The sequence below is a fragment of the Stutzerimonas stutzeri genome (assembly GCF_018138085.1).
GTDB lineage: Bacteria > Pseudomonadota > Gammaproteobacteria > Pseudomonadales > Pseudomonadaceae > Stutzerimonas > Stutzerimonas stutzeri_AI.
Genome location: NZ_CP073105.1, coordinates 3,895,858 through 3,922,364, shown reverse-complemented (window position 1 = coordinate 3,922,364; position 26,507 = coordinate 3,895,858). Strand labels below are relative to the sequence as shown.

The following is a 26,507-nucleotide window of genomic DNA, read 5'->3' as shown; positions in this document are numbered from 1 at the left end:
ACGCGGATTCGGCAAGCGGGCGGTTCGGCTTCGATCGTGCCTTGGGCTTAGTTGCTCTTCGCCCGCAAGCGATACTGCCCTGGCGTCATGCCGACCACGGTCTTGAAGTCGTGGATAAAGTGCGCCTGGTCGCTGTAGCCGCAGACCAGGGCGGTGTCGAGCAGCGGCTGGCCGGTGCGTAGTTGGTTGCGCACCAGCGCTACACGCTGGATGCGGCTGAACTGCTTGGGTGTCATTCCCACCTGATGGCGGAACAGGCGCTCGAGCTGGCGCTGGCCGAGTGGCACGCTCTGGAGCAGATCGGCCAGGCGCGAACGGCCCCCGTTGGCGGCGATCTGCGCTAACAGCTGTTGCACCGGGTCGCGACGTGCCTGGGTTTCTTTCAGGCGACTGAGCAACTCGCGCTCGACCACGGCCTGTTGCGCGCTGCGGTCCAGCTCGGCCAACTGATCCACGAGATGCGCGAGTCCAAGCCGGGGCCAGTCGGCGTCGTGGAATCCGGCCAGCTCGTCGAGACCGACGCCGAACACCGCAGCGCCCATGCCGGGATGGAAGCGCACGCCCATCATGCTGACCTGGCCGGCCAGTTGCAGGCGTGTACTGGCCAGCTGCGGCCCGGCGATCAGCGCTCGCGGCCCGCGCGGGGTGCCATCGAAATTCAGCGGGTCGGCAAAGTTGAAGATGACGCCACTGCCGCCGTCCGGGTGCAGCATCTGCTCGTCGTAGGTCTGTAAACCGTCGCCCTCCATCCACCAGAAACGCTGCACGTACGCCGCCAGCGCCGGGCTCGGCGGGCGGGTTGTGAAGCCCTGCAGGCAGGGCAAGCGGTCGTGAAGGGACTCGGTCATGATGGGCCGCTTGGAAGATGTCGAAAATCTACAATAGCGCAGCATGGCGGCTGCGTAGCCTTGGTTGCACATTCAAACCGAGGAGTGACCACCATGCGCATGAACTACCAGGCCGCCGCACCCGACGTGATGACCGCCATGATCGGGCTGGAAACCTACCTGGCGCGGCAGAGCCGCCGCGAGGATGGCGTCGACAAACCATTGATGGAGCTGGTGAAAATTCGCGTCTCGCAGATCAACCAGTGCGCCTACTGCCTCGACATGCACACCAAGGATGCCCGCGCCCTGGGGGAAACCGAGCAGCGCATCTATGCACTGAGCGCGTGGCGCGAAACGCCGTTCTTCACCGACCGCGAACGCGCCGCGCTGGCCTGGGCCGAGGCTAACACGCTGCTGCCCCAGGGCGTTTCGCAGCAGCTGTTCGAGGAGGTGCGTGAGCATTTTTCCGAGGCCCAGCTCGCCAACTTGACCCTGGCCATCGCCACCATCAACGCCTGGAACCGCTTCGGCGTTTCGTTCGCGCCCGTGCCGGGCAGCTACCAGGCGGGGTAGGGCGGATGCCTACCGCCGCTCGGCTGGAAGGTCGGGCGGTCAGGGCTTGATCTGCTGGTTGCCCATGGCGCAGAAACTCTGTGCTTGTTTGCCCGCGGGCAAGCTGCGCAGTTGCGTCATGCACTGCGCCTGGGTCGGGGTGCGAGTCACGCTGAGGGCGTCGTCGTTCACGCTGATCAGGTAGGGCTGGTTGTAGCGCAGGCGGTCATGCCAGCTGCTGAAGTCCAGATCGCTGTAGACGCACTGGTAACGCATATGCCCGGAGAATCCCTTGAAGCGATCGCTGCGGAAAAAGTGCCGGTAGCGTGGCCAGTCACGCGCGCGCTGCCCCTCGCGCACGGCTTCGCGGCAACCTTCCAGCTCGGTGATCTGCGGCTCGTGGAGAAAGATGGTCTGCGCCAGGCTGGAACCGTCCAGCTGAACTGTCGCCACCAGATAGACCTGCCGCTCGGCCGCCTGCGTCGCCAGCGCCATCAGGCAACCCGCCATCCACATCCCTGATCTGATCACGCTGCCATGCTCCTGAAGGGCCGTTCCGTCGAGGGCGGCACCCTAGCGGAGGACAGGGCGGGAGACAAGCGTGGAGCTGCGCCGTAGGGAGCGCGGATCGCAGGCCGTCGTGTCGAGCGCAGACTTCCGCCCCAGGCGGTGACTGGCGAAAGTGACGCGTTCGGCGCTGATGCTCAGGAGGAAATGAAATGTTGCAAGCCCGGCGTAGCATGCGACTGATGGGCGACGGCTTTGCTGTAAATTAGGCTGCCATTGGCTACGAATCCCCCCTACATGACCCTCCTGATAGCGTTCGCTGTCTTATCCGTCCTCGTTTCATTCATCTGTTCGATCCTCGAAGCCGCACTGCTCTCGCTGACGCCGAGCTTTATCGCGCACCAGAAAACCTCCCGGCCTAAGCTCTACGAGCGGCTGAAACGTCTGAAGGACAAGGTCGACCAGCCGCTCGCGGCGATCCTGACGCTCAACACCGTCGCCCACACGGTCGGCGCCACCGGCGTCGGTGCGCAGGTCACCGTGGTGTTCGGCAACGGCTATGTCGGCATCGCCTCGGCGGTGATGACGGTGCTGATCCTGGTGCTGTCGGAAATCCTGCCCAAGACTATCGGCGCGCGTTACTGGCGCACGCTGGCGCCGTTCCTGCCTCCACTGCTGAACGGCATGATCCTGCTGCTGAAGCCGTTCATCTACCTGTCCGACATCATCATGCGGCTTATCGGCGGCAAGGAGCCGGAGCACGACATCCGCCAGGAGATCAAGGCGCTGACCGTGCTTGGCCGCGAGAACAAGAGCCTCGACGAGGACGAGCAGCGAGTCATCCGCAACATCCTCGACCTGCATGAGATCAAGGTGCGCGACGTGATGACGCCACGTACGGTTTGCGATCACACCTCGCCGGACACCAGCATCGGCGCGTTCAAGGCGCAGGTCGCCGACAGCCAGTTCTCACGCTACCCGGTGATCGGCGACAACGAGAGCCCGCTGGGCGTCGTGTTCCGCTATGACGCGCTGTCAGCGACCGATGACGAAGCGCCAGTGTCGACCATCATGAAGCCGCTGCGGGTGGCGCCGGAGATGACCAGCGTCGAGACCCTGATGACCCAGCTGCTGCACGAGCGCCAGCACATGTGCCTGGTCTATGACGAGTTCGGCAGCTGGCGCGGTCTGGTGACACTGGAAGACATCATGGAAACCATCATCGGCCAACCGATCATGGACGAAACCGACGACATCCCCAACATGCGCCGCTTTGCCAAGCGTCGCTGGGATCATCGCATCAAGCGCGTTCGCGAGAGCTGAGCGCACCAGCGGAGCGGGATTGCCGCTCCGCTGGCTGATCTCAGCGTTTGACGGTACCCAGCCGCATGAAGCGCGTTTCACCGCTGGCGTCTTCCACGCCGTCGTTGTCGGTGACGACGAACAAGCGGCCCAGCTTGTCGACCGCAGCCCCTTCGACCTTGTCCAGCACCCAGCCGCCGGTGCGCTTCAGCTCGGGCAGAAGATCACGCTCCAGGCGCTTGCTCACCAGCGGGAAGGCCTGACCTTCGGCAGCAGGCTGCATGCCGCTCAGGTCGATGCGATACAGGCGTTTGACTTCGGCGGCAGGGCCTTGCTGGTTGTCGCGCTCGATGACCAGGAACTGGCCATTGCCGATCGAGGTGAGTTCGGACAACCCGACCCAGGCGCCCTCAGCCGCGGCGTCGAGCGGGTAGTGGACGAAGCCCCACTCGCCGCTGGACGGGTTGAACACGCCGATGCGTACCTTGCCTGCCGGGTCGTTCTTCCATTCGCGCTGGAAGGCGACATACACGCGGGTGCTGGTGCCTTCGCCGACCACCGATACGCCCTCGAAGCCGTTGCTGGTCTGCTGCGCCGCGACGTCTTTCGGCAACGCGTATTCGGCCAGCACCTCGCCGTTCGCGCTGGCGCGAATCAGCAGGTTCGGCTTGGCCTTGCCGTTGCCTTCCGACGCGAGCCAGAAGTCGCCATTCCCGGCCTGGGCAATGCCCTCCAGGTCGTAGTCGACGGTCTTGCCGGCCTTGCGCAGTTCGATCTGCCCGTCGATGACGGCGGGCGTCTTGCTCGTGTCGATAGTGAAAATGCGCGAGGCCTTGTAGTAGCTGTCCGGAACGGCGTAAAGACGGTCCGCTTGCGCGCGGTCCGCCACCAGGCCGCTGAGCGCGCCCCAAGGGATCAGGTCGCGGTCAGTGGAGCGGATTTCCGGATAGTTCGCCTTGCTGGCGCCGTACTGGTAGATCGACAGGGTCGAACGGTAGCCGTCCTCGGCCGAATCCTCCTCGCTGCTCACTACCAGCAGGTTGCGCGACGGGATCGGCAGGATGCCTTCGGGGCCCATGCCGGTTGGCAACAACTGGTGCATCACTGGAGCCCAGGGGCGCGCGACGTCGTAGACCGCGACCGCATTGCCGCGCTCGCTGCCGACGAAGAGGAAATCCTGTTGGCGGAAGCTCGCCGAGGCGATGCCCTCCGGCTCGATGCCCTTGTTCTCCGAGCGGCTCTCGGGGTAGTGGCCGGCGCGGATGAAGGCGTGCTCCAGCGACACGCCGGCGTCATGCCAGACCTGGCCGGTGTAGTCGAACAGGGTAAAGCCGCGGCTGCCGCCGGTTTCGCCATCGGCATCTTCGTAGTCGCCTTCGTTGGCAGTCGCCACCAGCGGACCGACCCAGGCGATGGCATCCGGTTCGCGACGCTTGCCCTTGAGCACGCCGACGGGCTGGATGCGGTCGTTCTCCTCCACGTCCACACCTTCCAGATCGACCTGGCCGGCGCTGAAGTGACGCAGTACGCGGTCCCGACGCAGGTCGACCAGCACCACGTGGTTGTTCTCCTGCAGCGTGACGGCGGCGATGTCCTGGTCGTTGATGCTGACGTATTCGGGCTCCGGATCGTTCGGCGCGATGTCCGCCAGGCCGGTCAGATCGACGTCCCGCGTCTGCCAGCGTGACGGCTGGCCCTTGAGGTCGACGATGCGTAGATAGCCGGCCGGCAGTTGTGGCAGTAGCCCGTCGTTAAGGTCCTCGTCCCGCTCGTTCTCGATCGCCACGGCGGCATAGCGGCCCCGTGGGCTGATGGCGATGGAATCCGGCTGACCACCCATGGGCAGCGTCGCGACGCGTTTGGGCTGCGTGGGGTTGCGGATGTCGAACACCGCCAGCACGCCGTCCGGCTGGGCAAAGCTGAGCGAGGTATTCACCGCCACCAGTGCGTAATGCAGGTGCACCGCAACCGACGTCGGTTCGCCTTCGAGCTGGACGAAGCCCGCCGGTTGCGGGTTTTTCGGATCGCGGATGTCCACCAGGCCGATGCGCTCGCCCGGGCTGTCGGTATAGATCAGCGTGCGACCGTCGCGACTGACGGCGGTGATCTCGGCGACGGTCTGCTTGGATGCGTCCTCATCGGCGCCGAGGTTGCGGTACACCGGGAAGGTCGCGACCCGCTCGAAATATGCCGCAGCGCGCGAGGGTGCGGCCTGCGAAGTCAGTGGCAGCAGGGCCAGTGTCAGCGCAGTGGACAGCGCGGTGTGGGTCAGGCGGGTCGGCGTGATCATGGGGGCCTCGGCGTTCGGTTTGTTTTGAGTCAAACCACGCTAGGCCGGTTTTCTTACAGAACGATGTCCGAGGGTGACGCCGTAGTCGTTGCGCTGGCACGACCGGTCAGGGCACCGACGAGGCTGGCAACGAAGCGCCCGTCCAGCGAGCGCCACCCTGGGGCACGGCGTTCGCTGGACCTGTGTTGCGTCTAGTTGCTCAAGGGAGGCGTTCGCGGCGGAACGACGCGCCTCGAGCCGGTCGATTCGTATGCCGAGGCCAGCCGCAGCAAATTCGAATCGTCGTAGGCCCTGCCGGCAAAGGTGAGGCCCACGGGCATGCCGATGTCCGACATCAGGCCCATCGGAACCGTGACCGTCGGCACCCCGAGGTGGCGGATCGCGAGATTGCCGTTGGCGACCCACACGCCATTGCGCCAGGCGATGTCCGCCGAAGCGGGGTTGACGTCCGCATCCGCAGGGCCGACATCGGCGACCGTCGGGAAGACCACGGCGTCCAACCCGTGCTGGGCCATCCAGTCTTCGAGATCCAGCTTGCGGGTCTGCTCCAGGCCACGCAGCCCTTGCTCGAGGCTGGCAATCTCGTCCCACGGCGTGATGCCGCGTTCGGCCATGCGCACGTATTCGGCCATGCTGGCGGCGAGGTCGCCTTCGCGGTTCGGCAGCGTGCCGGGTTCATGCGGAAAGATCAGCGGCCCGTCGACATCCGCGAGCCGGTTGAGCTTCGGATCGTTGTTGGTCCGTAAGAAATGGTCGAAGGCCCATGCCGAGAGGTCCCACAGCTCGTCGTGGAGGAACTGCTCCGAAACCAGGCCGCGGTTGTATACGGTGGGCGCGCCCGGGCGGTCCCCTTCGCAGTTCGACACCAGCGGAAAATCGACTTCGACCACCGTTGCGCCAGCGGCCTCCAGCGCACGACGCGCCTCTTCCCAACGCTCGATCACCGATTCGCGCGTCATGATCCGCTGCCCGGTGGGGCCGCCGATGCCGGGGTTTTCGCTGGTACCCGCTTCGGGATCCTTGTTGATGAACATGCGCGGTACGCCGAAGCGTTTGCCTGCCAGCGAGGCGGTGTCGGCCAACAGTTCGCGGTAGGAAGCGGGGCGAATCGACGAGGCGGCGGGAATCGGTACCCAGGGCTGCATGCGCCACAGGTCGCCGGCGACGTCCGGGTCGTCGGCGACGACCACGTCGAGCACTTCCAGCAGATCGGCCATGGTTCGCGCATAGGGCACGACCACGTCCATGGTGGGGGTGAGCGGCCAATTACCCCGCACGGAAATGACGCCGCGTGACGGCGTATAGGCGCACAGGCCATTGTTCGACGCCGGCCCGCGGCCGCTCGACCAGGTTTCCTCGGCGAGGCCGAAGGCCGCGTAGCTCGCCGCGGTCGCGGTGCCGGCGCCGTTCGAGGAGCCCGAGGCGAAGGGCGCGGTCAGGTAGTCCGCGTTGTAAGGGCTCTCGGCGCGACCGTAAACGCCGCGCTGCATGCCGCCGTTGGCCATCGGTGGCATGTTGGTCTTGCCCAGGCAGATGGCCCCGGCGGCACGCAGGCGCTCGATGGTGAACGCGTCGTGATAGGCGATCAGGTCTTTGAAGGCCGGGCTTCCCGAGGCCGCGGTCAGCCCTTTGACCAGGTAACTGTCTTTTGCCGTGTAGGGGATGCCATCCAGCGGACCCAGGCTCGTTCCGCTGGCGCGGCGTCGATCGGAAGCCTCGGCCTCCGCCAGCGCATCGGGATTCGGTACGACCAGCGCATTGAGTGCGGTGGCCGTATCGGGGCCATCGTAGGCCTTGACCCTGGCCAGATAGGCTTGCACCAGCTGTGTCGCGGTCGTCTGACCGGTTTCGAGCGCGTTTCTCAGCTCGGCGATCGAGCATTCGGTTACTTCTATCATGATGATTTGCCGTTGCGAGTCCGCAGGGTCGATACCTGCGCAGGTGAGCGGTGATGTGGTTGCCTGGTCATCCTTGCCGTGCCGCCTGGTGTTCCTGTGCCGATTATGGCGCAGCCACTATGGCTATCAGGATAGCCGAACTGGGGCTGCGGTTCGCCGCGACAGCCGCCGGTGCCGATTGACGCAGCGTTGCCTTCGCCGATCTCACGAGCCAGCGGTATGCTGCCTTCCAGACCGGGCGGGCTCAAGGCCGCCGAGGCGCCAGGCGCATGTCGAGGTGTTTGCTGGCCCTGGTTTGGCACGTCCGGCAGGGCAGGTGACTCGACTACTAATGGACACCGGAGCATAGATCGCCGAGTCCCCGAGCTGAATCGGCAGCGGCGAAAACGTGCCTTGTATCCACGCAAGCAGCATCGAGGCTTTCTGAACCATCCTGCGGTAGTTCCCGTTCGCTGTGCCTGCTTCTCGCCTGGCGCCGCGGCGCCAGGCGATCGTCACCTAGCACCTAGGGCGAGCCGAACGCCCGTCATCCGGGCCGTTCGCTCGTTATCTCAGGGTGCCACCTTGAAGTGCTCCAACAATGCCTGGATCGGGTGGCGCAGCTTGGTGTCGTTGAAGCGTGCGGTCTGGCTGCGGCATGAATAGCCAGTCGCCAATGCTTCGGCCTCGTCGGCCGAGCCGATGGCGCGGGCCCAGGACTGTTCGAAGATCATCTTCGACGTCGCCAGGTTGCGTGCTTCGTGACCATAGGTGCCGGACATGCCGCAGCAGCCGGTCGCCTGGGTCTCCAGGGAGAGGCCGGCCTGTTTGAACACCTGGTTCCACAGCGCGGCGCTCGGTGCGGCATTGGTCTTTTCGGTGCAGTGAGCCAGCAGCCGGTAGGGCAATTGCGTAGCGACATCGGCGGTTCGTTCCGGCAGGGCCCTGACCAGCCACTCTTGTGGCAGCAGCACTTCAGGGCAGATCAAGCCTGAGACCTTGGCGTATTCCTGGCGGTAGACCAGGGTCATCGCCGGATCCAGGCCCACCAAAGGAATGTCGAAGCCCGCCAGTGCCTGCAAGCGTCGGGCATTGCGCTTCGCGGTACGGGTGAAGGCGCCGAGAAAGCCCTGTACGTGCAGCGGTTTGCCGTTGGGCGAGTACGGCGCCAGGTAGACCTGAAAGCCCGCCCGGCTCGCCAGCTCGATGAAGGCGGCGAACACCGGCGTCTCGAAGTAGCGGGTAAAGGCGTCCTGCAGCAGGATCACGCTCTTGGCGCGCTGGTCGGCGGTCAGTTCGGCAAGTGCCTTGGGCGTTGCGGTGATGACCTTCCAGCGCCGGCAGGTACCGCTGAAATCGAAGTCGCTGATCAGTGGGCTGTCGACCATGCCGATGTGCTCGGCCATCAATGTGCTGATCCAGGAGGAACCCATCGGCGCGTTGTACAACCAGGGCACGTGAGCGAACACCGGCAAGGTGAATTCCAGCGAGCCGATCAGGTAATCGCGCAGCGGACGCAGGTAGCGGCGGTGGTACAGCTCGAGAAAGCGCGAGCGGAATTCCGGCACGTTGACCTTCACCGGACACTGGCCTGCGCAGGATTTGCACGCCAGGCAGCCGGCCATGGCGTCGTACACCTCATGGGAAAAATCGCCTTCACCGCCACGCGTATTGCACCAGCGGGTGGGCAGCGAGCGGAGGAAATTCAGCGGCCCGCCAACGGCCGGGGTCAGCACGTCGGCGCCGGCCTGTGCTTGCAGGCGCAGCCACTCGCGCAACAGGGACGCGCGGCCCTTGGGAGAATGGACACGCTCGCGGGTGGCCTTCCAGGACGGGCACATGGCGTCGTCGGGGTCGTAGTTGTAGCAGGCGCCGTTACCGTTGCAGTGCACCGCCGTGCCGTAGCTCTGCCAGACGCGTTCGTCTATCTGCCGATCCAACTCGCCACGCATGGGCACCTCGTCGATCTTCAACAGTGGCTCGGTGCTGTCCAGCGGAGTGGCGATCTTCCCGGGGTTGAGCTGGTTGTGCGGGTCGAATGCGCTCTTGAGCGCTTGTAGCGACGGGTACAGCTCGCCAAAGAAGGCGGGCGCGTATTCCGAGCGCACGCCTTTGCCGTGTTCACCCCAGAGCAAGCCGCCATAGCGCTGGGTGAGCTCGGCCACCGCATCGGAGATCGGTCGCACCATCGCCGCTTGCGCCGGGTCTTTCATGTCCAACGCCGGGCGAACGTGCAGTACGCCGGCATCGACATGGCCGAACATGCCGTAGGCCAGGCCGTGGCCGTCGAGCAGATCGCGGAACTCGGCGATGAAGTCGGCCAGGTTCTCCGGTGGCACGGCGGTGTCTTCGACGAAGGGCTGCGGGCGAACCTCGCCATCCACATTGCCCAGCAGTCCCACCGCCCGCTTGCGCATCGCGTAGATACGCGTGACCGCGGCCTGGCCCACAGCCAGTGTGTGGCCGAGGCGCTCGACCTGGGTGTCATGCTGCAGGTAGTCGATGAACGAGGCGACCCGCGCATCGACTTCTTCGGGATCGTCGCCGCTGAATTCCACCAGGTTGATGCCCAGCGTCGGGCGCTGCGATTGCTGCGGGAAATACTCTGCGACGCCGTGCCAGACGATGTCCTGCATCGCCAGCAGCAGCACCTTGGAGTCCACCGTCTCGATGGACAGCGGGCTCATGGTAATCAGCGTGCGCGCGTCGCGCAGGGCGTCCATGAAGCCGGCGTAGCGGATGTTCACCAGCACCGAGTATTTCGGAATCGGCAACACATTCAGCTTGGCTTCGACGACAAATCCGAGCGAGCCCTCGGCGCCGCAGAGCACGCTGTTGAGGTTGAAGCGACCATCGGGTTCGCGCAGGTGCGCCAGGTCGTAGCCGGTCAAGCGGCGGTTGAGCTTGGGAAAGCGTGCCTCGATCAGTTCGGCTTTCTCGCGTTGGATGCGCTCGGCGCAGCGGTAGACGTGACCGACGCGATCCTGCCGCGAGAGATGTCTCTCGAGTGTCGGTTCGTCCAGCGGACCATTGTGCAGGCGCTCGCCGCCCAGCAGCACGGTGTCCAGCTCAAGCACGTGGTCGCGCGTCTTGCCGTAGGTGCAACTGCCCTGGCCGCTGGCGTCGGTATTGATCATGCCGCCGATGGTGGCGCGGTTGGATGTGGACAGTTCCGGCGCGAAAAACAGGCCGTAGGGCTTCAAAGCTGCGTTCAGCTGATCCTTGACCACGCCGCTCTGCACGCGGACCCAACGCTGTTCGGCATTGATCTCGATGATGCGGTTCATGTGCCGCGACAGGTCGACGATCACCCCGTCGGTGAGTGACTGCCCGTTGGTACCGGTGCCGCCGCCACGTGGGGTCAGGCGGACGCTTTGATGAGCCGGTTCGCTGACCACGCGAGCGAGGGTTTGTACGTCGTCCGCATCAAGTGGGAACACCGCCGACTGGGGAAAGCGCTGGTAGATGGAATTGTCTGTCGCCAGCACCGTGCGGCTGGCATGGTCACGGGCGATCTCGCCACGAAAACCGGCCGCACGCAGGGCGTCGAGAAAAGCAATATAAGGCGCGGCGGGCGCCTCGGTCGGGATGCGGGCAATCATGGTCGTTGACCTCTGCGTAGGCTGCGATACCTTCGCCAAGTGAAGGATTGGCGCCTGACTCTTTATGGGTTGCGCGCATTTTCCTGGGCGTTTCAGCGTGCTACAACGGTATTTTTCGTCGTTAACCCATGAGGTTCATGAATGAATTATCGCCGCCTGACGCCTTCGATGTCCTTGTTGCTGGCTTTCGAAGCGGCGGCGCGTCATGAGAGCTACACCCGCGCCGCACAGGAGTTGGCCCTTACCCAAAGCGCAGTGAGCCGGCAGGTGCAGTCGCTGGAGGCGCTGTTGGGGATCACGCTGTTCCGGCGGGAGGGTCGCAACATCGTCCTGACTGACGTGGGCCGCCTGTACCGGCGCGAACTGGAGGGCGCGCTGACGCAAATCCGCAAGGCGACGCTGCAGGCGGTGGCCTACGGTTCCGGCGTCGGAACGCTACGGCTGGCGCTGCTGCCTACCTTCGGCTCGAAGTGGCTGCTGCCGCGGCTGAACGATTTCTACGCAACCAATCCGGGTGTGCAGGTGCATATCCATTCCAGGATCCAGGCGGTGGACTTCGACGAGGGCGATATCGATGCGGCCATCAGCGTGGTCAGCGCCGATCAGCCGGGCCTCGTGGTGCATCCGCTGTTGGAGGAAATGATGGTCGTCGTCGCCAGCCCGGACGTGCTGGCCGATGACGAACGGGACGATCCGGCGGCTATCGCCCGGCAGCTGCTGCTTCAGGTCGCCAGCCACCCGCCCCTCTGGGCGGACTGGTTTGCCCGGCACGGGCTCAACCCGGATCAGATGCGCGCCGGCCCCAACTTCGAACTGACGTCCCACCTCATCCAGGCGGTCCGCGCCGGCATCGGTGTCGGGCTGGTCCCGCGTCTGCTGGTGGAGGACGAGGTGCGCCAAGGCCACCTGGTGACAGTCGGCGAAACCATCCCCAGCCAGCGCACCTACTGCCTCGTCTATCCGCCGCGCAACGAAGTGCTGCCGTCCCTGGAGGCGTTCAAGTCCTGGTTGCTGCCAATGCCGGTCGAGCGGTGATCGTTGGTTGGTTGGCTGCAGTGGTGGCTGGTCTTGGAAGCGCGTACGGATGCCAAGCTTGAGCCGGCTGTTGTCACGTCTACCAGCGGATCGCCAGTTGTTTAGCCGAGTGCAACCGCGGGGCGGGACGAAGGCAGGCGGAACGTCAACACCACGCAGGCGGCGGCGACGAACACCACGGCGTACAACAGGTACAACTGGTCCGGGCTCCAATTGGTATCGATCAGGTGACCAGCGACCAGCGGCGAGAGGATTGCGCCGATACGGCCGACGCCAATGCCCCAGCCTACGCCAGTGGCCCTGACCGAGGCGTCGTAAACGAGAGGAGAGGTGGCGTACAGCCCGGCCACGCAGCCATTGGCGAAAAGGCCGATTAGCGCGCCGGTGATGAAGGCGGTAGTGAGGTGGGAGGTGGTGCCGACGAACACCGCCAGTAGAATCGCAGTCACGATCATGAACAGCGCAAGGATGTAGTGCAATCTGAAGCGCGACGAGGCGAGGCCCAGCAATGTCGAGCCGAAGATGCCGCCTACGCTCAGCAACACGCCGCCGGTGACGCCCTGCTTCGCCGAAAGGCCGGCAGTCACAAGCAGCTTTGGCGTCCAGCTCATGACGAAGTAGAAGCCGAACATCACCAGGAAAAAGGCGAGCCACAGCAACAGCGTCTTCGCCAAAAGCTCTGGCGCAAACAGTCGCTTGAAAGTCCCGCCGGCGGAGCTGGAGCTGGAGCTGGAGCTGGTGCCGCTGACGACCGGCATTGAGCCGAGCTGGGATTGCCCAAGGCGAACGGCCAGCTTGTTGAGGCGATCCAGGGCGTTGCGCGGGCGGCGCGAAATCAAATAGTCGATGGATTCCGGCAGGCAAAGAATTGTCAGCGGGATGGCAACCAGCGTAGCCGCGCCACCGAATAGAAACACCGATCGCCAGCCGAACTGGCCGAGCAGGTAGATTGCGATCATGCCGCCAAACGTTGCGCCCAAGGCGTAGCCGGTAGATTGCAGGCTCACTGCAAGGCCCCGCCAGCGCTTGTTGGAGTATTCGCTGGCGATAACGTTGCTGCTGGCGAGAATGCCGCCGATGCCCAGGCCGGTGATCATCCTTAGTACGCCTAGTTGAGTTGGGCTTTGGCTGTACGCGGCGAGGATCATGCCAGCCCCGGATACGGTGAGACACAGCAGGATCAAGGGGCGACGGCCAAAGCGGTCTGCCCACGGGGCAATAAAGAGCGAGCCACCGGCCATGCCGAACAGCCCGGCACTCAACAGCATGCCGATTTCAGAACCGCTCAGGCCCCACTCGGCAGAGACCGATGCCGCGGTAAAGGCCATCACCAGCACATCGAAACCATCGATCATGTTCAGCACGATACAGACGCCAATGGCAGTCCATTGAAAGCGATTCATCGAACCGGCATCCACAGCGTGACGCAGTTGGTTGTTCATCGGAGTTCTCCGTCAGAGGGTCGAGTCGATACAGCGAGGCGGAGAACGGTGGCGGGTTAAGTCGAAACAAAGCGCAAGACAAGGCATGGCGGTCAGTCCTCGTAGTTATTTTTGTAATGCGAGGCTAACTTTCCACTGATGGATCCAATGAGCAATAAGCGGACGAGACATCTGTTCGGTAATCGAACAGATCATTTGCGCAGGATAGTGACGCTGGCCTTGTTGGCGTCACTGAGCATTTCACGGTAGCGCAACGTGACGTTGGCGTGTTCGCGCATGATCTGTTCCGCTCGAGCGCTCTGCCCGTGAATCAGCGCATCGACCACTGTGTGATGCTGCATATGCGCAAAATTGAAGCGGCGATATTCGCGGGTCAGGTCGCCCAGGTTGACCGCCAATGCGCTAACTGAGGCGAACGGCAGGTTTTCGTTTCGAGCCAGCGTCACGGCTATCGCCGGATTGCCGCTGGCTTCGAGCACGAGCTGATGAAAGCGCAGGTTTATGTCGTGGTAGACCTCCAAGTCTTCCTCTGTAACGTAGCCCTTGGCAAACAGCGCATCACCAGCCTCCAGGCACTCCTGCAGGGCTGCGCGACATATCTCGGTCAAGCCTCGCTCGGCCGCCTGCCGCGCAGCCAGACCTTCGAGCACGCCGCGTATCTCGACCGCGCCGGCAATTTCGTCAGGGCTGACGGCCCTTACCACGTAGCCACGGGCGCCAGCCTTGCTGAGCAGACCTTCTTGCTCGAGCGTGCGGAATGCGATGCGAACTGGCATCCGCGAAACCCCGAGGCTTTCAGCCGTCGGTATTTCGGCTAGGCGCTCACCGGCGGGCAGCTCGCCCGAAGCGATCATCTTGCGCAGGGTAATCAGCACATGTTGGCCGGGCTTGCTCATGGTGTGGCGTCTGTCCTGCGGTGTGGGGTGGGTCGCATTCTAACCCAGCTGAGCAGCGCCGCTCGTCCATGAGCGAGGGCGCGGGGAGTTGACGGCTGAGAATGATGCAATGCTTAATTGGATCCAATACAACGATAATAACCGCCCATAGGAGGCCGTGATGTTCCCGAAGAACGCTTGGTATGTCGCCTGTACGCCCGATGAAATCGCCACCAAACCCCTCGGCCGGATGATCTGCGGCGAGCGCATCGTTTTCTATCGAGGCCAGGAAGGGCAGGTCGCCGCCGTCGAGGATTTCTGTCCGCATCGTGGCGCGCCGCTGTCGCTGGGGTATGTCGAGGATGGCAATCTCGTTTGTGGTTATCACGGCCTGGTCATGGGCTGCGATGGCAGCACAGTTTCGATGCCTGGCCAGCGCGTGCGCGGTTTCCCATGCAACAAGCGCTTCGCTGTGCAAGAGCGCTACGGCTTCGTCTGGGTTTGGCCTGGCGACTTCGATAAGGCCGACCCGGCCACCATCCACCATCTGGAATGGGCTGACAGCTCCGACTGGGCATACGGCGGCGGGCTGTTTCACATCGGCTGCGATTACCGCCTGATGATCGACAACCTTATGGACCTGACCCACGAAACCTATGTTCATTCGTCGAGCATTGGCCAGAAGGAAATCGACGAGGCAGCACCGAAGACCACCGTCGACGGCGAAACGGTCACGACCGCACGTCACATGGAAAACATCATGGCGCCGCCGTTCTGGCAGATGGCACTGCGCGGCAACAACCTGGCCGACGACGTGCCGGTGGATCGCTGGCAGATCTGCCGCTTCACTCCACCGAGCCATGTGCTGATTGAAGTCGGCGTGGCGCATGCGGGACATGGCGGGTACGAAGCCGATCCGAAATACAAGGCGTCGAGTATCGTCGTGGACTTCATCACACCCGAGACCGAGACGTCTATCTGGTACTTCTGGGGCATGGCACGCAACTTCAATCCGCAGGATCAGGCGCTCACCGAGTCGATCCGCGAGGGGCAAGGCAAAATCTTTTCTGAGGACCTTGAGATGCTAGAGCGTCAGCAGCGCAACCTGCTGGCTTATCCCGACCGCAGTCTGCTCAAGCTGAATATCGATGCAGGCGGCGTTCAGGCGCGCAAGATTCTGGATCGACTGATGGCTCGGGAGGCTGAGCCAGCCGCTATACCCGTACAGCTCATGGGCGGAGGTGCGGCATGATCACCGTCAAGGTTGCCGCGCGTCGACAGGAAGCGCTGGGCATCGTCGGCATCGATTTGGTGCGCGTTGATGGAGGGCCGTTGCCGGCGTTTAGTGCCGGTTCGCATATCGACGTGTATCTACCAGGCGGCCTGGTTCGGCAGTATTCGCTGTGCAATCACTCGGATGAGTCCCACCGTTACCAGATTGGGGTGCTGAAGGATCCTGCCTCGCGAGGCGGCTCCGAAGCCGTGCATGCGCTGACCGAAGGCACCGAGCTGCAGATCAGTGAGCCGCGCAACCTGTTCCCGCTGGTTCACGAGGCGAAGCGAAGCCTGTTGTTCGCCGGCGGCATTGGAATCACGCCGATTCTCTGCATGGCTGAGCGGCTGGCGCATATGGGCGCGGAGTTCGAAGTGCATTACTGCGCGCGCTCCGCAGACCGCGCGGCCTTCGTCGGCCGTCTGCGCGAAGCACCGTTCAGCAACCGGGCGCACCTGCATTTTGACGATGGCAACGGCGGCGGACCTCTGAACGCCGCAGCTGTGCTGGCTGCGCCCGAGCAAGGAACGCATCTCTATGTGTGCGGCCCGGGTGGGTTCATGGAACATATCCTAGGCACTGCGAAAGCACAGGGCTGGGACGAGGCGAATCTGCACCGCGAATACTTTAGCGCAGCCCCCACTGCTCAGGCGGGCAACGGCAGTTTCGAGGTTCAGCTGGGCAGCAGTGGCCAGGTTTTGCAGGTGCCGGCCGATCAGAGTGTTGCGCAGGTGCTGGAAGCGGCGGGGGTCATCGTGCCGCTGTCTTGCGAACAGGGCATCTGCGGCACCTGCCTGACCCGTGTCCTGGACGGCGAGCCGGACCACCGCGATCTGTTCATGACCGAACAGGAGCAGGCGGCGAACGATCAGTTCACGCCATGCTGCTCACGGTCCAAAAGTGCGCGGTTGGTGCTGGATCTTTAATCGCTGCGCTTGTGGGCATCGGGAGTTCGATGCTGTCCGCGTCGTATCTTTGCGCATGTCAAACGGAGCCAGGCATTCGATGCAGGGGTAGCGGTGAATCAGCCGACTTCGGCGGTTCGCCCGAAATGGCGTTCAGGCTTGCCCGAAACGCCTTGGGCGATTGCCCGGTGAGCCGTTTAAAGAAACGCGAGAAGTACGCCGGTTCGGAAAATCCAAGCCCGTCGGATATCTGGCTGACACTCATCGCGGTGTAGATTAGTTGCCGTTTGGCTTCCAGCAACAGGCGCTGGTGGAGCACACCCTGAGCGGTGTGGCCCGTAAAGCGCCGCGCAAGGGTGTTCAGGTAGGCCGGGGTAATGTCGAGCTGGGCGGCATAGCCTTCCACCGTGCGCTGGGTGCCGAACTCCTTCTCCACCATGTCAGTGAATGCCGCCAGCAGTTCCTGAGCGCGGCTTGGTCGCTGCGCCTGGCCGACCAGCATCTGGCGGCCGACCCACACCGCCAGCACGCCGACCAGCGATTGCAACAGCAGATCGCGCGCCGGCGCTGGGGTGCGGTACTCGCGGTCGATCGCTTCGAACAGTGTGTTCAGAAAGCGACGGTCCCGGCCCGCGCGATGCAGACCGGCGCTGCCCAGCGCCGCTCCTTGGCCGTCCAAGGCAGTTTCCAGCTGAGCCAGGAGCGGATTGGCTAGCGTCAGCACATAACCCTCGACCCGCTCGGAAAAACGAAACCCGTGAATGCACAGCGGCGGCACGACCTGCACGGCCGCTTCGTCGATGCGTGTGCGCACGCCTTCCAACTCGACCTCAGCCCAGCCGCGACGGATATAGAGCAACTGGGTCAGGTCGGCATGGCGATGCGGGCGAATCTCCCAGTCGTGCAAGCGGCTGCGGTCGGCGATGGATTCGCAGTGCAACAGATCGGGCGTGGGCCACTCGAGACCGGCGCCGTAGAGCTTGAAAACGGGGATGAAGGAATCGGAAGGGTGGCCCTTCATGGTTGACGCTCGTGCTGTTCGTTAATCGAACGAAGTTTATGAAAGTCCAAGTCGTGTGTCGCTGCATCCATTACCAGCGGGGCCCGGCGAGCCGAACATGGGACGTCTCGACAGGGTGTGGCAGTCCGCCGCCCCCGACAATAACAAGCGAGGACTCATCCATGAAAACAGGCGTCGCCATCGTCGGTGCCGGCCCGTCCGGGCTGTTGCTCGGCCAGTTGCTGCATAACGCAGGCATCCCCAACGTGATAATCGAACGGCAGACGCCCGACTACGTGCTGGGCCGCATCCGTGCCGGCGTGCTGGAACAGGGCATGGTGGACCTGTTGCGCGAGGCCGGTGTGGCCGAGCGGATGGATCGGGAAGGTCAGGTGCATGAGGGTGTCGAGCTAGCGCTCAGTGGCCGCCGCATTCGCGTGGACCTTAAAGCCCTGACGGGTGGGGACACCGTGATGGTCTATGGCCAGACCGAGGTCACCCGCGACTTGATGGCAGCGCGGGAGGCCAGTGGCGCAACGAGCTTCTATGACGTGCCGGACGTCGAGCTACACGGCCTGAAAGGCGAAAAGCCCTGGGTCAGCTTTACCCTGAACGGCGAAACGGTGCGGCTGGACTGCGACCATATCGCTGGTTGCGACGGTTTTCACGGCGTGTCGCGCAAGAGCATACCGACACATGCGCTGAGCGAGTTCGAGCGCGTGTATCCCTTCGGCTGGCTCGGGCTGCTGGCGGATACCCCACCGGTCGCCGACGAGCTGATCTATGCTAGCCATGATCGCGGCTTCGCGCTGTGCAGCATGCGCTCGCCGACCCGGTCGCGTTATTACGTGCAGGTTGGGCTGGAGGAGAAGCTGGAGGATTGGTCCGATGAACGCTTCTGGGACGAACTCAAAAGCCGCATACCGGAGGACGTGGCGGCGCGCCTGATTACCGGACCGTCCTTGGAAAAGAGCATTGCGCCGCTGCGCAGCTTCGTTGTCGAACCCATGCAGTACGGCCATCTGTTTCTCGTCGGCGATGCGGCGCATATCGTCCCGCCTACGGGCGCCAAGGGGCTTAACCTGGCGGCCAGCGATGTGAGCACGCTCCACCGGATCCTGCTCAAGGTTTATCGCGAAGGCCGCACCGATTTGCTTGAGCGCTATTCGCCCATCTGCCTGCGGCGGGTCTGGAAGGCCGAGCGGTTTTCCTGGTGGATGACCAGCTTGCTACACCGCTTTCCCGACACCGATGCGTTCGGTCTGCGTATTCAACAGAGCGAACAGGATTACTTCACCAGTACCCCGGCCGGCCTGACCACCATTGCCGAAAATTACGTCGGCTTGCCGTACGAGCCGATCGAATAGAGCGGGTGATCTTACTCGGTGAGTTCTTCATGAAAGTCGGACGCGCCTTTTCGCCAGTACGCGGCTACGCGCATGGCGCCGGTCGGGTGCTGTTTCTCCTCGACCAGCACCTGACGCACTGCCTTCATCGCGTTTGCTTCGCCGGCGCCCCAGGCGAAGCCTTGGCCGCCCGGTAGGTCAAGACGGCTGACCGCAGGGGCGAGGGCGTCGGCGTGTTCGACCCACTGCACATGTACCGTGGTGGCACTGGCGAGGTGGGTCTGATAAGCAGCGTCAGCCACGGCGATCACCATGATGTTCGCGTTCGCTGGGAGTTCCTCGAGGCGACGTGCGACTGCGGGCAGACCGCTGTCGTCAGCGATCAGCAGATGCCAGTCGTAGTCCATCGGCACGACGCGCGAGCCGCGCGGGCCGCCGATCACGGCTCGTTGTCCTGGTTTGGCCGTGCGCGCCCAGGCGCATGCCTGGCCCTCTCCATGCAGGGCAAACTCAAGTGTCAGCTCCCGCTTGTCGCGGTCGAAGGCGCGTGGGGTATAGTCCCGGCGCACCAGCTCACCGTTGTCATCTTCGAAGATGAATTTGATGTGGTCGTCGAAGCCGGCCGATTGGAAGTCAGCCAGATCTTCGCCGCAGAAGACGATGCGGGCGAAGCTGTCGCCGATGGTTTCGACCCGTGCTACTTCGACCTCACGGCGGCGGAGCTCGTAGCGCACGCGTTCCACCCGGCGACCTGTTTCTGGAGAAGCCATATGTATCCTCGATCTATTTGGTTGACAATGACAACCATGTTAGGAGTAGTAAGTTGATAAGGTCAACCATTGGCTCAGGTGAGGCCGAAGCGGTTTTCGAGTCGATCCATTCACTGATGCACCTATACCGCGCCCAGCAGTACCGGGCGCTGCGCGATGGGCCTTACGCTCTGACCCACATGGAGAACAAGGTGCTGGGCTTCTTTGCTCGACAGCCGGGCGCGACGCTGAGCGATCTGGTACAGCACTCCGGACGCGACAAGGCGCAGCTTGCGCGGTTGATCAAAGGCTTGCGCGACAAGGGGCTGCTGGAAGGCGAAGCCGACGCCAGCGACCGCCGCAGCGTGCGTTTGCGGCTTACCGAAGCGGCGCGCGCCGTGCATCTCGTGCTTGAGGAGCAGGCGCACTACCTCAATGCGCTTGCGGTGGAAGGTTTCAGCGAAGAGGAGTGCCAGCGTCTGGTTGGGCTGCTCGAGCGCGTCAGGGCCAACCTGAACCGCGCTTCCTGATCGAGCCAGCGCAGGCGAGAACGTGACGATGGATAACCGCATTAAATACCGCCACCTGCTCTGCTTCATCGAAGTGGCCCGCCAGGGCAGCCTGATGCGCGCGGCCGAGGCGTTGTCGGTCAGCCAGCCGGCTGTCTCCAAGACGCTCAAGGAGCTCGAGGCGGTGCTCGACGCCAGCCTGTTCGAGCGCGGCAAGCAGGGTGTGACACTGACGGCCGCGGGGCAGGCCTTCCTGCGCTACGCCGGGCCGAGTGTGCAAGCGCTGCGTGAGGGTGTGCGCAGTCTGAGAGCCGGGGAGCATGAGGCCGGCGTGGTGCGTCTTGGCGCGTTGTCGACGGTGGAAAGTGCCTTGCTGCCCGACGTGGTACAGCGCCTTCATGCCCAGCATGCCGCTCTTATTGTCAGTGTGGTGACGGGCCCGAGCGCTTATTTGCTGGGGCAACTGCGCGGTGGTGAGCTCGACCTGGTAGTGGGGCGCATGACCGATGCGCCGCAAATCGAAGGGCTGAGCTTCGAGCATCTCTACAGCGAATCCATGACACTGGTGGTCAGGCCGGGGCATGAATTGCTGAGCGATCCGAGCCGGTTGGCCGGATTTCCGCTGGTGCTTCCGCAAAGCGGGACGACCATCCGCCGACACGCCGACAGCTTGTTCATCCAGCTTGGAGTCAGCCCCTCGCCCAGGCGGCTAGAAACCCTCTCGGTGTCGCTCAGCCGACACTATGTGCGCTTCAGTGATGCGGTCTGGGTAGCGCCATTGGATGCGGTGCGTGAAGACCTGGCCACGGGCGAGCTGAGCGAGTTGGACCTGGGTATCAAGGAGCCAGGTGGTTCGGTTGGCATCTGCACCAACCCGACGTTGCCGGCGAGCCTGGCGATGCAGTGGTGTTGCGAAGCGTTGCGCGACGCTGCGGCCGCCTACCGCTAAACGCGGTTACCCATAACCTGCTGGTTATGGATAGCATCGGTTTTTTCAGTTCAGCCCTGTGGCGCCCTGTCGCATACTCGGTTGGCCTGATCAGACGCCATTCCAATTCCAAGAAAGGAGCTCGCCATGTCCGAACTGGACACCAGCCTGTTCGTCACGCGCGACCGTAACCGGCACCCCAAAGCGCTGACGCCCGATTACAAGACCTCTGTTGCCCGTTCACCGCAGCAGGCGTTGATCACCCTCGCGCCGTCCATCTCCGAGAATACCGGCCCGGACTTTTCCCATCTGAAATTTGGCGCGCACGACAACGACCTGCTGCTGAACTTCAACAACGGCGGCCTGCCCATCGGCGAGCGCATCGTGCTGTCCGGTCGGGTCATGGATCAGTACGGCAAGCCGATCCCGCATACGCTGGTGGAAATCTGGCAAGCCAACGCCGGCGGTCGCTATCGCCACAAGAACGATCGCTACATCGCGCCGCTGGATCCGAACTTCGGCGGTGTCGGTCGCACTCTGACCGACAGCGAGGGCAACTACGTATTCCGCACGATCAAGCCGGGACCCTATCCATGGCGCAACGGTCCCAACGAATGGCGGCCGGCGCACATCCACGTCTCCATCAGTGGCCCTTCGATCGCGACTCGCTTGATCACGCAGCTGTATTTCGAAGGCGATCCGCTGATTCCGCTCTGCCCGATCGCCCGAACCATCAGCGAGGAAGCGGTACAGAGCCTGATTGCCAAACTGGATATGGGCATGGCCAATCCGATGGATTGCCTGGCTTACCGGTTCGATATCGTGTTGCGCGGCCAGCGCAAGACGCATTTCCCCAATCACTGAGAAGGAGACGACGATGCCTGTAACACTTCTGCCGGAAACCCCTTCTCAGACCGCTGGCCCCTATGTGCATATCGGTCTGGCACTCGCTGCGGCGGGCAACCCGGCCCGCGAGCTGGAAATCTGGAACGAAATGGCCAAGCCGGACGCTGCCGGTGAGCACATCTTGCTGGTCGGTCAGGTCTTCGATGGCATGGGCCATCTGGTGCGCGATTCGTTTCTCGAGTTCTGGCAGGCCGATCATGCCGGGGAGTACCACAGCCGATTCGATCCGGAGCAATCGTTCAACAGTTTCGGGCGCACTGCGACGACCTTCGATGCGGGTGACTGGACCATCAAGACGGTCAAACCCGGTCAAGTGAAGAACCGTATGGGCGAACTGATGGCGCCGCACGTCAACGTCTCGCTGTTTGCGCGGGGCATTAACATCCACCTGCATACGCGGATCTACTTCGACGACGAAACCGAGGCCAACGCCAATGACCCGGTGCTCAATTCCATCGAGTGGGCGCAGCGCCGTGAAACCCTGATCGCACGGCGTTGTGAGGTGGATGGGCAGCCAGCTTACCGCTTCGACATTCGCCTGCAGGGAGAGGGGGAGACCGTATTCTTTGATTTCTGAGGGTCTACGGACGGGGCCTGACGCGGACGGCGAACCCGTGGCGCGACAGGTCGAGAAAGCCTTCGAGGCGCAGCTCCAGGCGCGCGGATATCAAGCCGACCCGGCTCAGAGTGAGGCCATCGTGCGACTCGCGCGATGGCTCGATGCCTGGCTGCGCGGCCGGCGGGGTTGGCTGCGCGCGCCGAAAAGCGGGGTTTATCTGTGGGGAGGTGTTGGACGCGGCAAGAGTTTCGTGATGGATGCGTTCTATGTTGCCGCCCCGGTCGCCGATAAGCGCCGCGTGCATTTCCACGCCTTTCTCCAGGATGTTCTGGAGCGCCTTAAAGAAATCAGCGGTCGGCCCGATCCCCTGGCGCTGATTGCCGCTGAAGTCGCCGCAAAAACCCGCCTACTGTGCTTCGACGAGTTTCATGTACACGACATTGGCGATGCCATGCTGCTTGGCCGGCTGCTGCACCAGCTTGTCGAGCAGGGCGTCGGGATCGTTGCGACGTCCAATTACGAGCCGCGCGCCTTGTGCCCGAATCCGCTCTACCGGGATCGCTTCATGCCGGCCATCGAGCTTATCGAGCGGCGCTTCGATATCTTCAACCTGGACGGTGGTGAGGACTATCGGGACCGCATCGAGGGCGGCTATGTCTGGGGCGAGTTCGCTCAGGTTGCCGAGGCAGCTCAGACCGAGTGGGTCCAGCGACACACGCAGCTGCCTGCATCGGCCGAGCGCAACGTACAGGTGGAGGTCAATCATCGCCCGTTCTGTCTTGCCGCGCGTCACCTGGCGAACGCCTGGATCGCGTTCGACGGACTGTGCCGGCAGCCACGCGCCAGTGCCGACTTCCTCTGGCTCAGTCGAACGTTCGAGCAGGTCGCGATAACCGGAGTGCCGCCGCTCGACGGCGAAGGCATCGATGTTCAGCAACGCTTTCTCAATCTCATCGACATTTTTTACGACAGCGGCATTGCGCTATTGCTGGTCGCGCAGAGCGATGTAAAGACGCTACTCAGTGCCGGCGCGCATGTCGACTTTGCTCGTACGCGCAGCCGGCTGCAGCAGTTGCGGATCGTCGAGGTGCAATGTCCCGGAGCGCACGCCTAGATGCTGTCGATCCTGGGAATCACCGCTCCGATTTTCATCCTGATTGCCATTGGTTTCGTTGCTTGCCGCGCCGGAATGATTACCCGCGACCAGACCGCCGGTATGGGGCGATTCGTGATTACCTTTGCGCTTCCGGCCCTGGTAATCCGTGCGTTGCTCGAGCGGCCTTTGGCCGAGGTCGTGAACTGGAACTACCTGCTCGCCTATGGCCTGGGCTCGCTGCTGGTGTTCGGCCTGGGCTACGGCTTTTCCCGCCGGGTGCGCAAGGACAGCGTGAGCGGCTCCGCACTGGTCGGCCTGGGGATGTCGGTTTCCAACAGCGGCTTCGTCGGCTATCCCATCGTTGTCATGGCTGTCGGCGCGCCGGCTGGCGTGGCGCTGGCATTGGGGATGATCATCGAAAACCTGATGATGATCCCGCTGGCGCTGACCCTCGCCGAGCTCGGCCGGCAGAGCGGCGGTAGCGCCTGGCAAGCGCTCGGCGGAACCGCGCGCAATCTCATCCGGCATCCCATCCTGATCGCGATCACGGCAGCGCTGCTGCTGGCGATCCTGGATCTGCATCCGCCGCCCGTGGCGATGCGGGTTATCGATATGCTGGCAACCGCGTCCGCGCCGGTGGCGCTGTTCGTCATCGGCGCCAGCCTTAACGGAATGAAGCCGGGCGGGCTGCTGCTGGATGTGGGCCAGATGGCCATCGGCAAGCTGATTCTGCATCCGCTCATGGTGTTGCTGTGCCTGAGTCTGCTGCCGATTTCCGATCCGGTATTGGTCTCGGCCGGCGTGTTAATGGCCGCCGCGCCGATGATGAGCATCTACCCGATCCTTGGCGCCCGGTACGGGTTCGAGGGGCGCAGTGCGGCGGCGCTGGTGGTGGCGACCATCGTGTCGTTTCTGACCGTCAGCGCCTTTATCTGGGCGCTGGGTTAAGTGCGGAATTTCACGAACCGACGCCCTACGGGCGCCGTTCAGAGCCGCTTCCATTGTTGGTTGGCACAGGAGTAAACGCATGAACCAACTGTTCGACGCCTACTTCACCAGCGCACCCATGCGCCAGGTGTTTTCAGACCATGGCCGCCTTCAGGGCATGCTCGATTTCGAAGCGGCGCTGGCGCGTGCCGAAGCGCGCTGTGGCTTAGTTCCGCAATCGGCGGTGGCGCCCATCGAGACCGCTTGCAACGCTGGACTGTACGACCCGGTCATACTGGCGCAGGCCATCGCCACGGCAGGCAACTCCGCCATTCCGCTGGCCAAGGCGTTGGGCAAGCGCGTCGCCGCAACGAGCGTCGAAGCTGAAAAATTCGTGCATCTCGGTGCGACCAGCCAGGACGCCATGGATACCGGCCTGGTATTGCAGCTGCGCCAGGCGGTTGGGTTGCTGGACAAGGACCTTGCTCGGCTGGGCGACAGCCTGGCGCTACAGGCCGAACGGCACGCGGGCACACCCATGGTCGGGCGTACCTGGCTGCAGCACGCCACGCCGGTGACCCTGGGTATGAAAATCGCCGGCTGGCTCGGCGCGGTCGATCGGCACCGCCAACGCTTGCGAGAAATCGAACCGCGTCTGCTCTGCCTGCAGTTCGGCGGCGCGTCCGGGTCGCTGGCCGCACTTGGTGAGCAGGCCTGGCCTGTCAGTGAGGCATTGGCCGAGGAGCTTCGGCTGAACCTGCCCGAACAACCCTGGCACACCCAGCGCGACCGGCTGGTGGAGTTCGCCGGGCTGCTGGGCATGATCGCCGGCAGCCTCGGCAAGATGGGCCGTGACCTGTCGCTGTTGATGCAGACCGACGTCGGCGAGGTCTTCGAGCCCTCTGCGCCGGGCAAGGGCGGCTCGTCCACCATGCCGCACAAACGCAACCCGGTCGGCAGTGCCGTGATGATCAGCGCAGCAACGCGCGCGCCCGGGCTAGTCGCCACGCTGCTCAGCGCCATGGCTCAGGAACACGAGCGCAGCCTCGGGCTCTGGCACGCGGAGTGGGAAACACTGCCGGAGCTGTGCTGTCTGGTCTCCGGTTCGCTGGCGCAGGCGCTGCTGGCGGTTGACGGGCTGGAGGTGGATCCGGAGCGAATGGTCGCCAATCTTGAACAGACCCGTGGCCTGGTCATGGCTGAGGCCGTAAGTATCGCCCTTGCTCAACGGATCGGCCGCGACGCCGCCCATCATCTGGTTGAACAGTGCTGCAAACGCGCCGTTGCCGACGGCCGCCACCTTCGCGGCGTGCTGGGCGAAACCGCCGAGATACGCCAGCAGTTCAACGATGCCGAACTGGACCGCCTGCTCGATCCGGCGAGCTACCTGGGCCAGGCGAAGCGCTGGGTCGAGCGGGCTGTGGCTGAACACCGCAACCTCTAATGCCCAGTGGGCGAAATCAACGACAGGAGCTCAAACGATGGATGAGAAAGAACGTTACGAAGCGGGCATGCAGGTACGCCGCGCGGTGCTGGGCGATGCGCATGTGGAGCGCAGCCTGAACAACATCACCCCGTTCAATGAAGAGTTTCAGGAGATGATCACCCGTCACGCCTGGGGTGATATCTGGACCCGTCCCGGCCTGCCACGGCATACCCGCAGCCTGATCACCATCGCGATGCTCATCGGCATGAACCGCGAGGGCGAACTGAAGCTGCACCTGCGTGCAGCAAAGAACAATGGCGTGACCCGCGACGAAATAAAGGAAGTGCTGCTGCAGAGCGCCATCTACTGCGGTATTCCTGCCGCCAACGCCACTTTTCACCTAGCTGAAGAAATATATGACGAGATGGGGGTTGAGTCGCTGCAGCAGGAATAGAAAAAGCATCGCAGGCTAGGTCAGTTGCTTGGGGTTGCGTCAGCTGCATGCGCTCCACATTGCGCTCATTTACTGCTTGGCACGCTGTCACAATCCTGAACCGGCTACCTTCATATCCCC

At 63.5% G+C, this 26,507-nt stretch carries 23 protein-coding genes; 14 read left to right on the top strand and 9 right to left on the bottom strand.

Features of this window, described 5'->3' with window-relative positions; genetic code table 11:
• Positions 1 to 47: 47 nt before the first annotated feature.
• A complete protein-coding gene (locus tag KCX70_RS18085; RefSeq protein ID WP_212618346.1) occupies positions 48 to 848 on the bottom strand; it encodes a helix-turn-helix transcriptional regulator in 801 nt (266 codons plus the stop codon).
• Positions 849 to 941: 93 nt separating this feature from the next.
• Here KCX70_RS18085 and KCX70_RS18080 point away from each other — a divergent pair, with 93 nt between their 5' ends.
• Positions 942 to 1,400 (top strand): carboxymuconolactone decarboxylase family protein, encoded by a 459-nt coding sequence (locus KCX70_RS18080; protein ID WP_212618345.1) that lies wholly within the window; start codon positions 942 to 944, stop codon positions 1,398 to 1,400.
• A 39-nt stretch (positions 1,401 to 1,439) separates the two neighbouring features.
• On the opposite strand, the gene KCX70_RS18075 is transcribed toward KCX70_RS18080, so the two are convergent.
• Positions 1,440 to 1,895 (bottom strand): hypothetical protein, encoded by a 456-nt coding sequence (locus KCX70_RS18075; protein WP_212620382.1) that lies wholly within the window; start codon positions 1,893 to 1,895, stop codon positions 1,440 to 1,442.
• 288 nt (positions 1,896 to 2,183) lie between these two features.
• On the opposite strand from KCX70_RS18075, the gene KCX70_RS18070 reads away from it, so the two are divergent.
• Positions 2,184 to 3,209: a CNNM domain-containing protein gene (locus KCX70_RS18070; protein WP_212618344.1), complete on the top strand. Its 1,026-nt coding sequence runs from the start codon at positions 2,184 to 2,186 to the stop codon at positions 3,207 to 3,209.
• Between the two features lie 40 nt (positions 3,210 to 3,249).
• On the opposite strand, the gene KCX70_RS18065 is transcribed toward KCX70_RS18070, so the two are convergent.
• The 3 genes from KCX70_RS18065 to ydiJ all read right to left on the bottom strand — a co-directional run bounded on the left by KCX70_RS18065 (position 3,250) and on the right by ydiJ (position 10,957).
• Positions 3,250 to 5,478 carry an esterase-like activity of phytase family protein gene (locus KCX70_RS18065; protein WP_212618343.1) on the bottom strand — a complete coding sequence of 743 codons (2,229 nt, stop codon included), beginning with the start codon at positions 5,476 to 5,478 and terminating at the stop codon, positions 3,250 to 3,252.
• A 191-nt stretch (positions 5,479 to 5,669) separates the two neighbouring features.
• Positions 5,670 to 7,376 (bottom strand): amidase, encoded by a 1,707-nt coding sequence (locus KCX70_RS18060; RefSeq protein WP_102853704.1) that lies wholly within the window; start codon positions 7,374 to 7,376, stop codon positions 5,670 to 5,672.
• A gap of 551 nt (positions 7,377 to 7,927) precedes the next feature.
• Positions 7,928 to 10,957 carry a D-2-hydroxyglutarate dehydrogenase YdiJ gene (ydiJ, locus tag KCX70_RS18055; RefSeq protein WP_212618342.1) on the bottom strand — a complete coding sequence of 1,010 codons (3,030 nt, stop codon included), beginning with the start codon at positions 10,955 to 10,957 and terminating at the stop codon, positions 7,928 to 7,930.
• A 141-nt stretch (positions 10,958 to 11,098) separates the two neighbouring features.
• On the opposite strand from ydiJ, the gene KCX70_RS18050 reads away from it, so the two are divergent.
• Complete coding sequence (locus KCX70_RS18050; RefSeq protein WP_212618341.1) at positions 11,099 to 11,992, top strand: LysR substrate-binding domain-containing protein; 894 nt, start codon at positions 11,099 to 11,101, stop codon at positions 11,990 to 11,992.
• 101 nt (positions 11,993 to 12,093) lie between these two features.
• On the opposite strand, the gene KCX70_RS18045 is transcribed toward KCX70_RS18050, so the two are convergent.
• On the bottom strand, positions 12,094 to 13,434 hold the full coding sequence (locus KCX70_RS18045) for an MFS transporter (RefSeq protein WP_212618340.1): 1,341 nt from the start codon (positions 13,432 to 13,434) through the stop codon (positions 12,094 to 12,096).
• Between the two features lie 191 nt (positions 13,435 to 13,625).
• Positions 13,626 to 14,330, bottom strand: a complete 705-nt coding sequence (locus KCX70_RS18040; protein WP_212618339.1) for a GntR family transcriptional regulator — start codon at positions 14,328 to 14,330, stop codon at positions 13,626 to 13,628.
• A gap of 160 nt (positions 14,331 to 14,490) precedes the next feature.
• Between KCX70_RS18040 and KCX70_RS18035 the strand changes: the two genes are divergently transcribed.
• The gene (locus tag KCX70_RS18035) at positions 14,491 to 15,561 is read left to right on the top strand and encodes an aromatic ring-hydroxylating oxygenase subunit alpha (protein WP_102846565.1); all 1,071 of its coding nucleotides are present in this window, start codon (positions 14,491 to 14,493) and stop codon (positions 15,559 to 15,561) included.
• Positions 15,558 to 16,508: a PDR/VanB family oxidoreductase gene (locus KCX70_RS18030; RefSeq protein WP_212618338.1), complete on the top strand. Its 951-nt coding sequence runs from the start codon at positions 15,558 to 15,560 to the stop codon at positions 16,506 to 16,508. The genes KCX70_RS18035 and KCX70_RS18030 overlap by 4 nt, the downstream gene beginning before the upstream one ends.
• Positions 16,509 to 16,566: 58 nt before the next feature.
• Here the strand turns inward: KCX70_RS18030 and KCX70_RS18025 are convergent, their stop codons facing one another.
• A complete protein-coding gene (locus KCX70_RS18025; RefSeq protein WP_212618337.1) occupies positions 16,567 to 17,508 on the bottom strand; it encodes a helix-turn-helix domain-containing protein in 942 nt (313 codons plus the stop codon).
• A gap of 161 nt (positions 17,509 to 17,669) precedes the next feature.
• On the opposite strand from KCX70_RS18025, the gene pobA reads away from it, so the two are divergent.
• A complete protein-coding gene (gene pobA / locus KCX70_RS18020; protein ID WP_212618336.1) occupies positions 17,670 to 18,854 on the top strand; it encodes a 4-hydroxybenzoate 3-monooxygenase in 1,185 nt (394 codons plus the stop codon).
• Positions 18,855 to 18,865: 11 nt separating this feature from the next.
• Here the strand turns inward: pobA and KCX70_RS18015 are convergent, their stop codons facing one another.
• A complete protein-coding gene (locus KCX70_RS18015) occupies positions 18,866 to 19,603 on the bottom strand; it encodes a siderophore-interacting protein (RefSeq protein ID WP_212618335.1) in 738 nt (245 codons plus the stop codon).
• Positions 19,604 to 19,656: 53 nt separating this feature from the next.
• On the opposite strand from KCX70_RS18015, the gene KCX70_RS18010 reads away from it, so the two are divergent.
• The 8 genes from KCX70_RS18010 to pcaC all read left to right on the top strand — a co-directional run bounded on the left by KCX70_RS18010 (position 19,657) and on the right by pcaC (position 26,387).
• Positions 19,657 to 20,112, top strand: coding sequence for a MarR family winged helix-turn-helix transcriptional regulator (locus KCX70_RS18010; protein ID WP_249121663.1), 456 nt, complete (start codon positions 19,657 to 19,659; stop codon positions 20,110 to 20,112).
• Between the two features lie 22 nt (positions 20,113 to 20,134).
• On the top strand, positions 20,135 to 21,040 hold the full coding sequence (gene pcaQ, locus KCX70_RS18005) for a pca operon transcription factor PcaQ (RefSeq protein ID WP_212618334.1): 906 nt from the start codon (positions 20,135 to 20,137) through the stop codon (positions 21,038 to 21,040).
• 126 nt (positions 21,041 to 21,166) lie between these two features.
• Positions 21,167 to 21,883, top strand: a complete 717-nt coding sequence (gene pcaH / locus KCX70_RS18000; protein ID WP_212618333.1) for a protocatechuate 3,4-dioxygenase subunit beta — start codon at positions 21,167 to 21,169, stop codon at positions 21,881 to 21,883.
• 13 nt (positions 21,884 to 21,896) lie between these two features.
• Positions 21,897 to 22,502: a protocatechuate 3,4-dioxygenase subunit alpha gene (gene pcaG, locus KCX70_RS17995; RefSeq protein WP_212618332.1), complete on the top strand. Its 606-nt coding sequence runs from the start codon at positions 21,897 to 21,899 to the stop codon at positions 22,500 to 22,502.
• Complete coding sequence (zapE, locus tag KCX70_RS17990) at positions 22,432 to 23,598, top strand: cell division protein ZapE (RefSeq protein WP_212618331.1); 1,167 nt, start codon at positions 22,432 to 22,434, stop codon at positions 23,596 to 23,598. The genes pcaG and zapE overlap by 71 nt, the downstream gene beginning before the upstream one ends.
• Positions 23,599 to 24,528 carry an AEC family transporter gene (locus KCX70_RS17985; protein ID WP_102846556.1) on the top strand — a complete coding sequence of 310 codons (930 nt, stop codon included), beginning with the start codon at positions 23,599 to 23,601 and terminating at the stop codon, positions 24,526 to 24,528. It begins immediately after the preceding gene.
• Between the two features lie 79 nt (positions 24,529 to 24,607).
• Positions 24,608 to 25,951 (top strand): 3-carboxy-cis,cis-muconate cycloisomerase, encoded by a 1,344-nt coding sequence (locus KCX70_RS17980; protein WP_212618330.1) that lies wholly within the window; start codon positions 24,608 to 24,610, stop codon positions 25,949 to 25,951.
• A gap of 37 nt (positions 25,952 to 25,988) precedes the next feature.
• Complete coding sequence (gene pcaC, locus KCX70_RS17975; protein WP_102846554.1) at positions 25,989 to 26,387, top strand: 4-carboxymuconolactone decarboxylase; 399 nt, start codon at positions 25,989 to 25,991, stop codon at positions 26,385 to 26,387.
• Positions 26,388 to 26,507 lie beyond the last annotated feature (120 nt).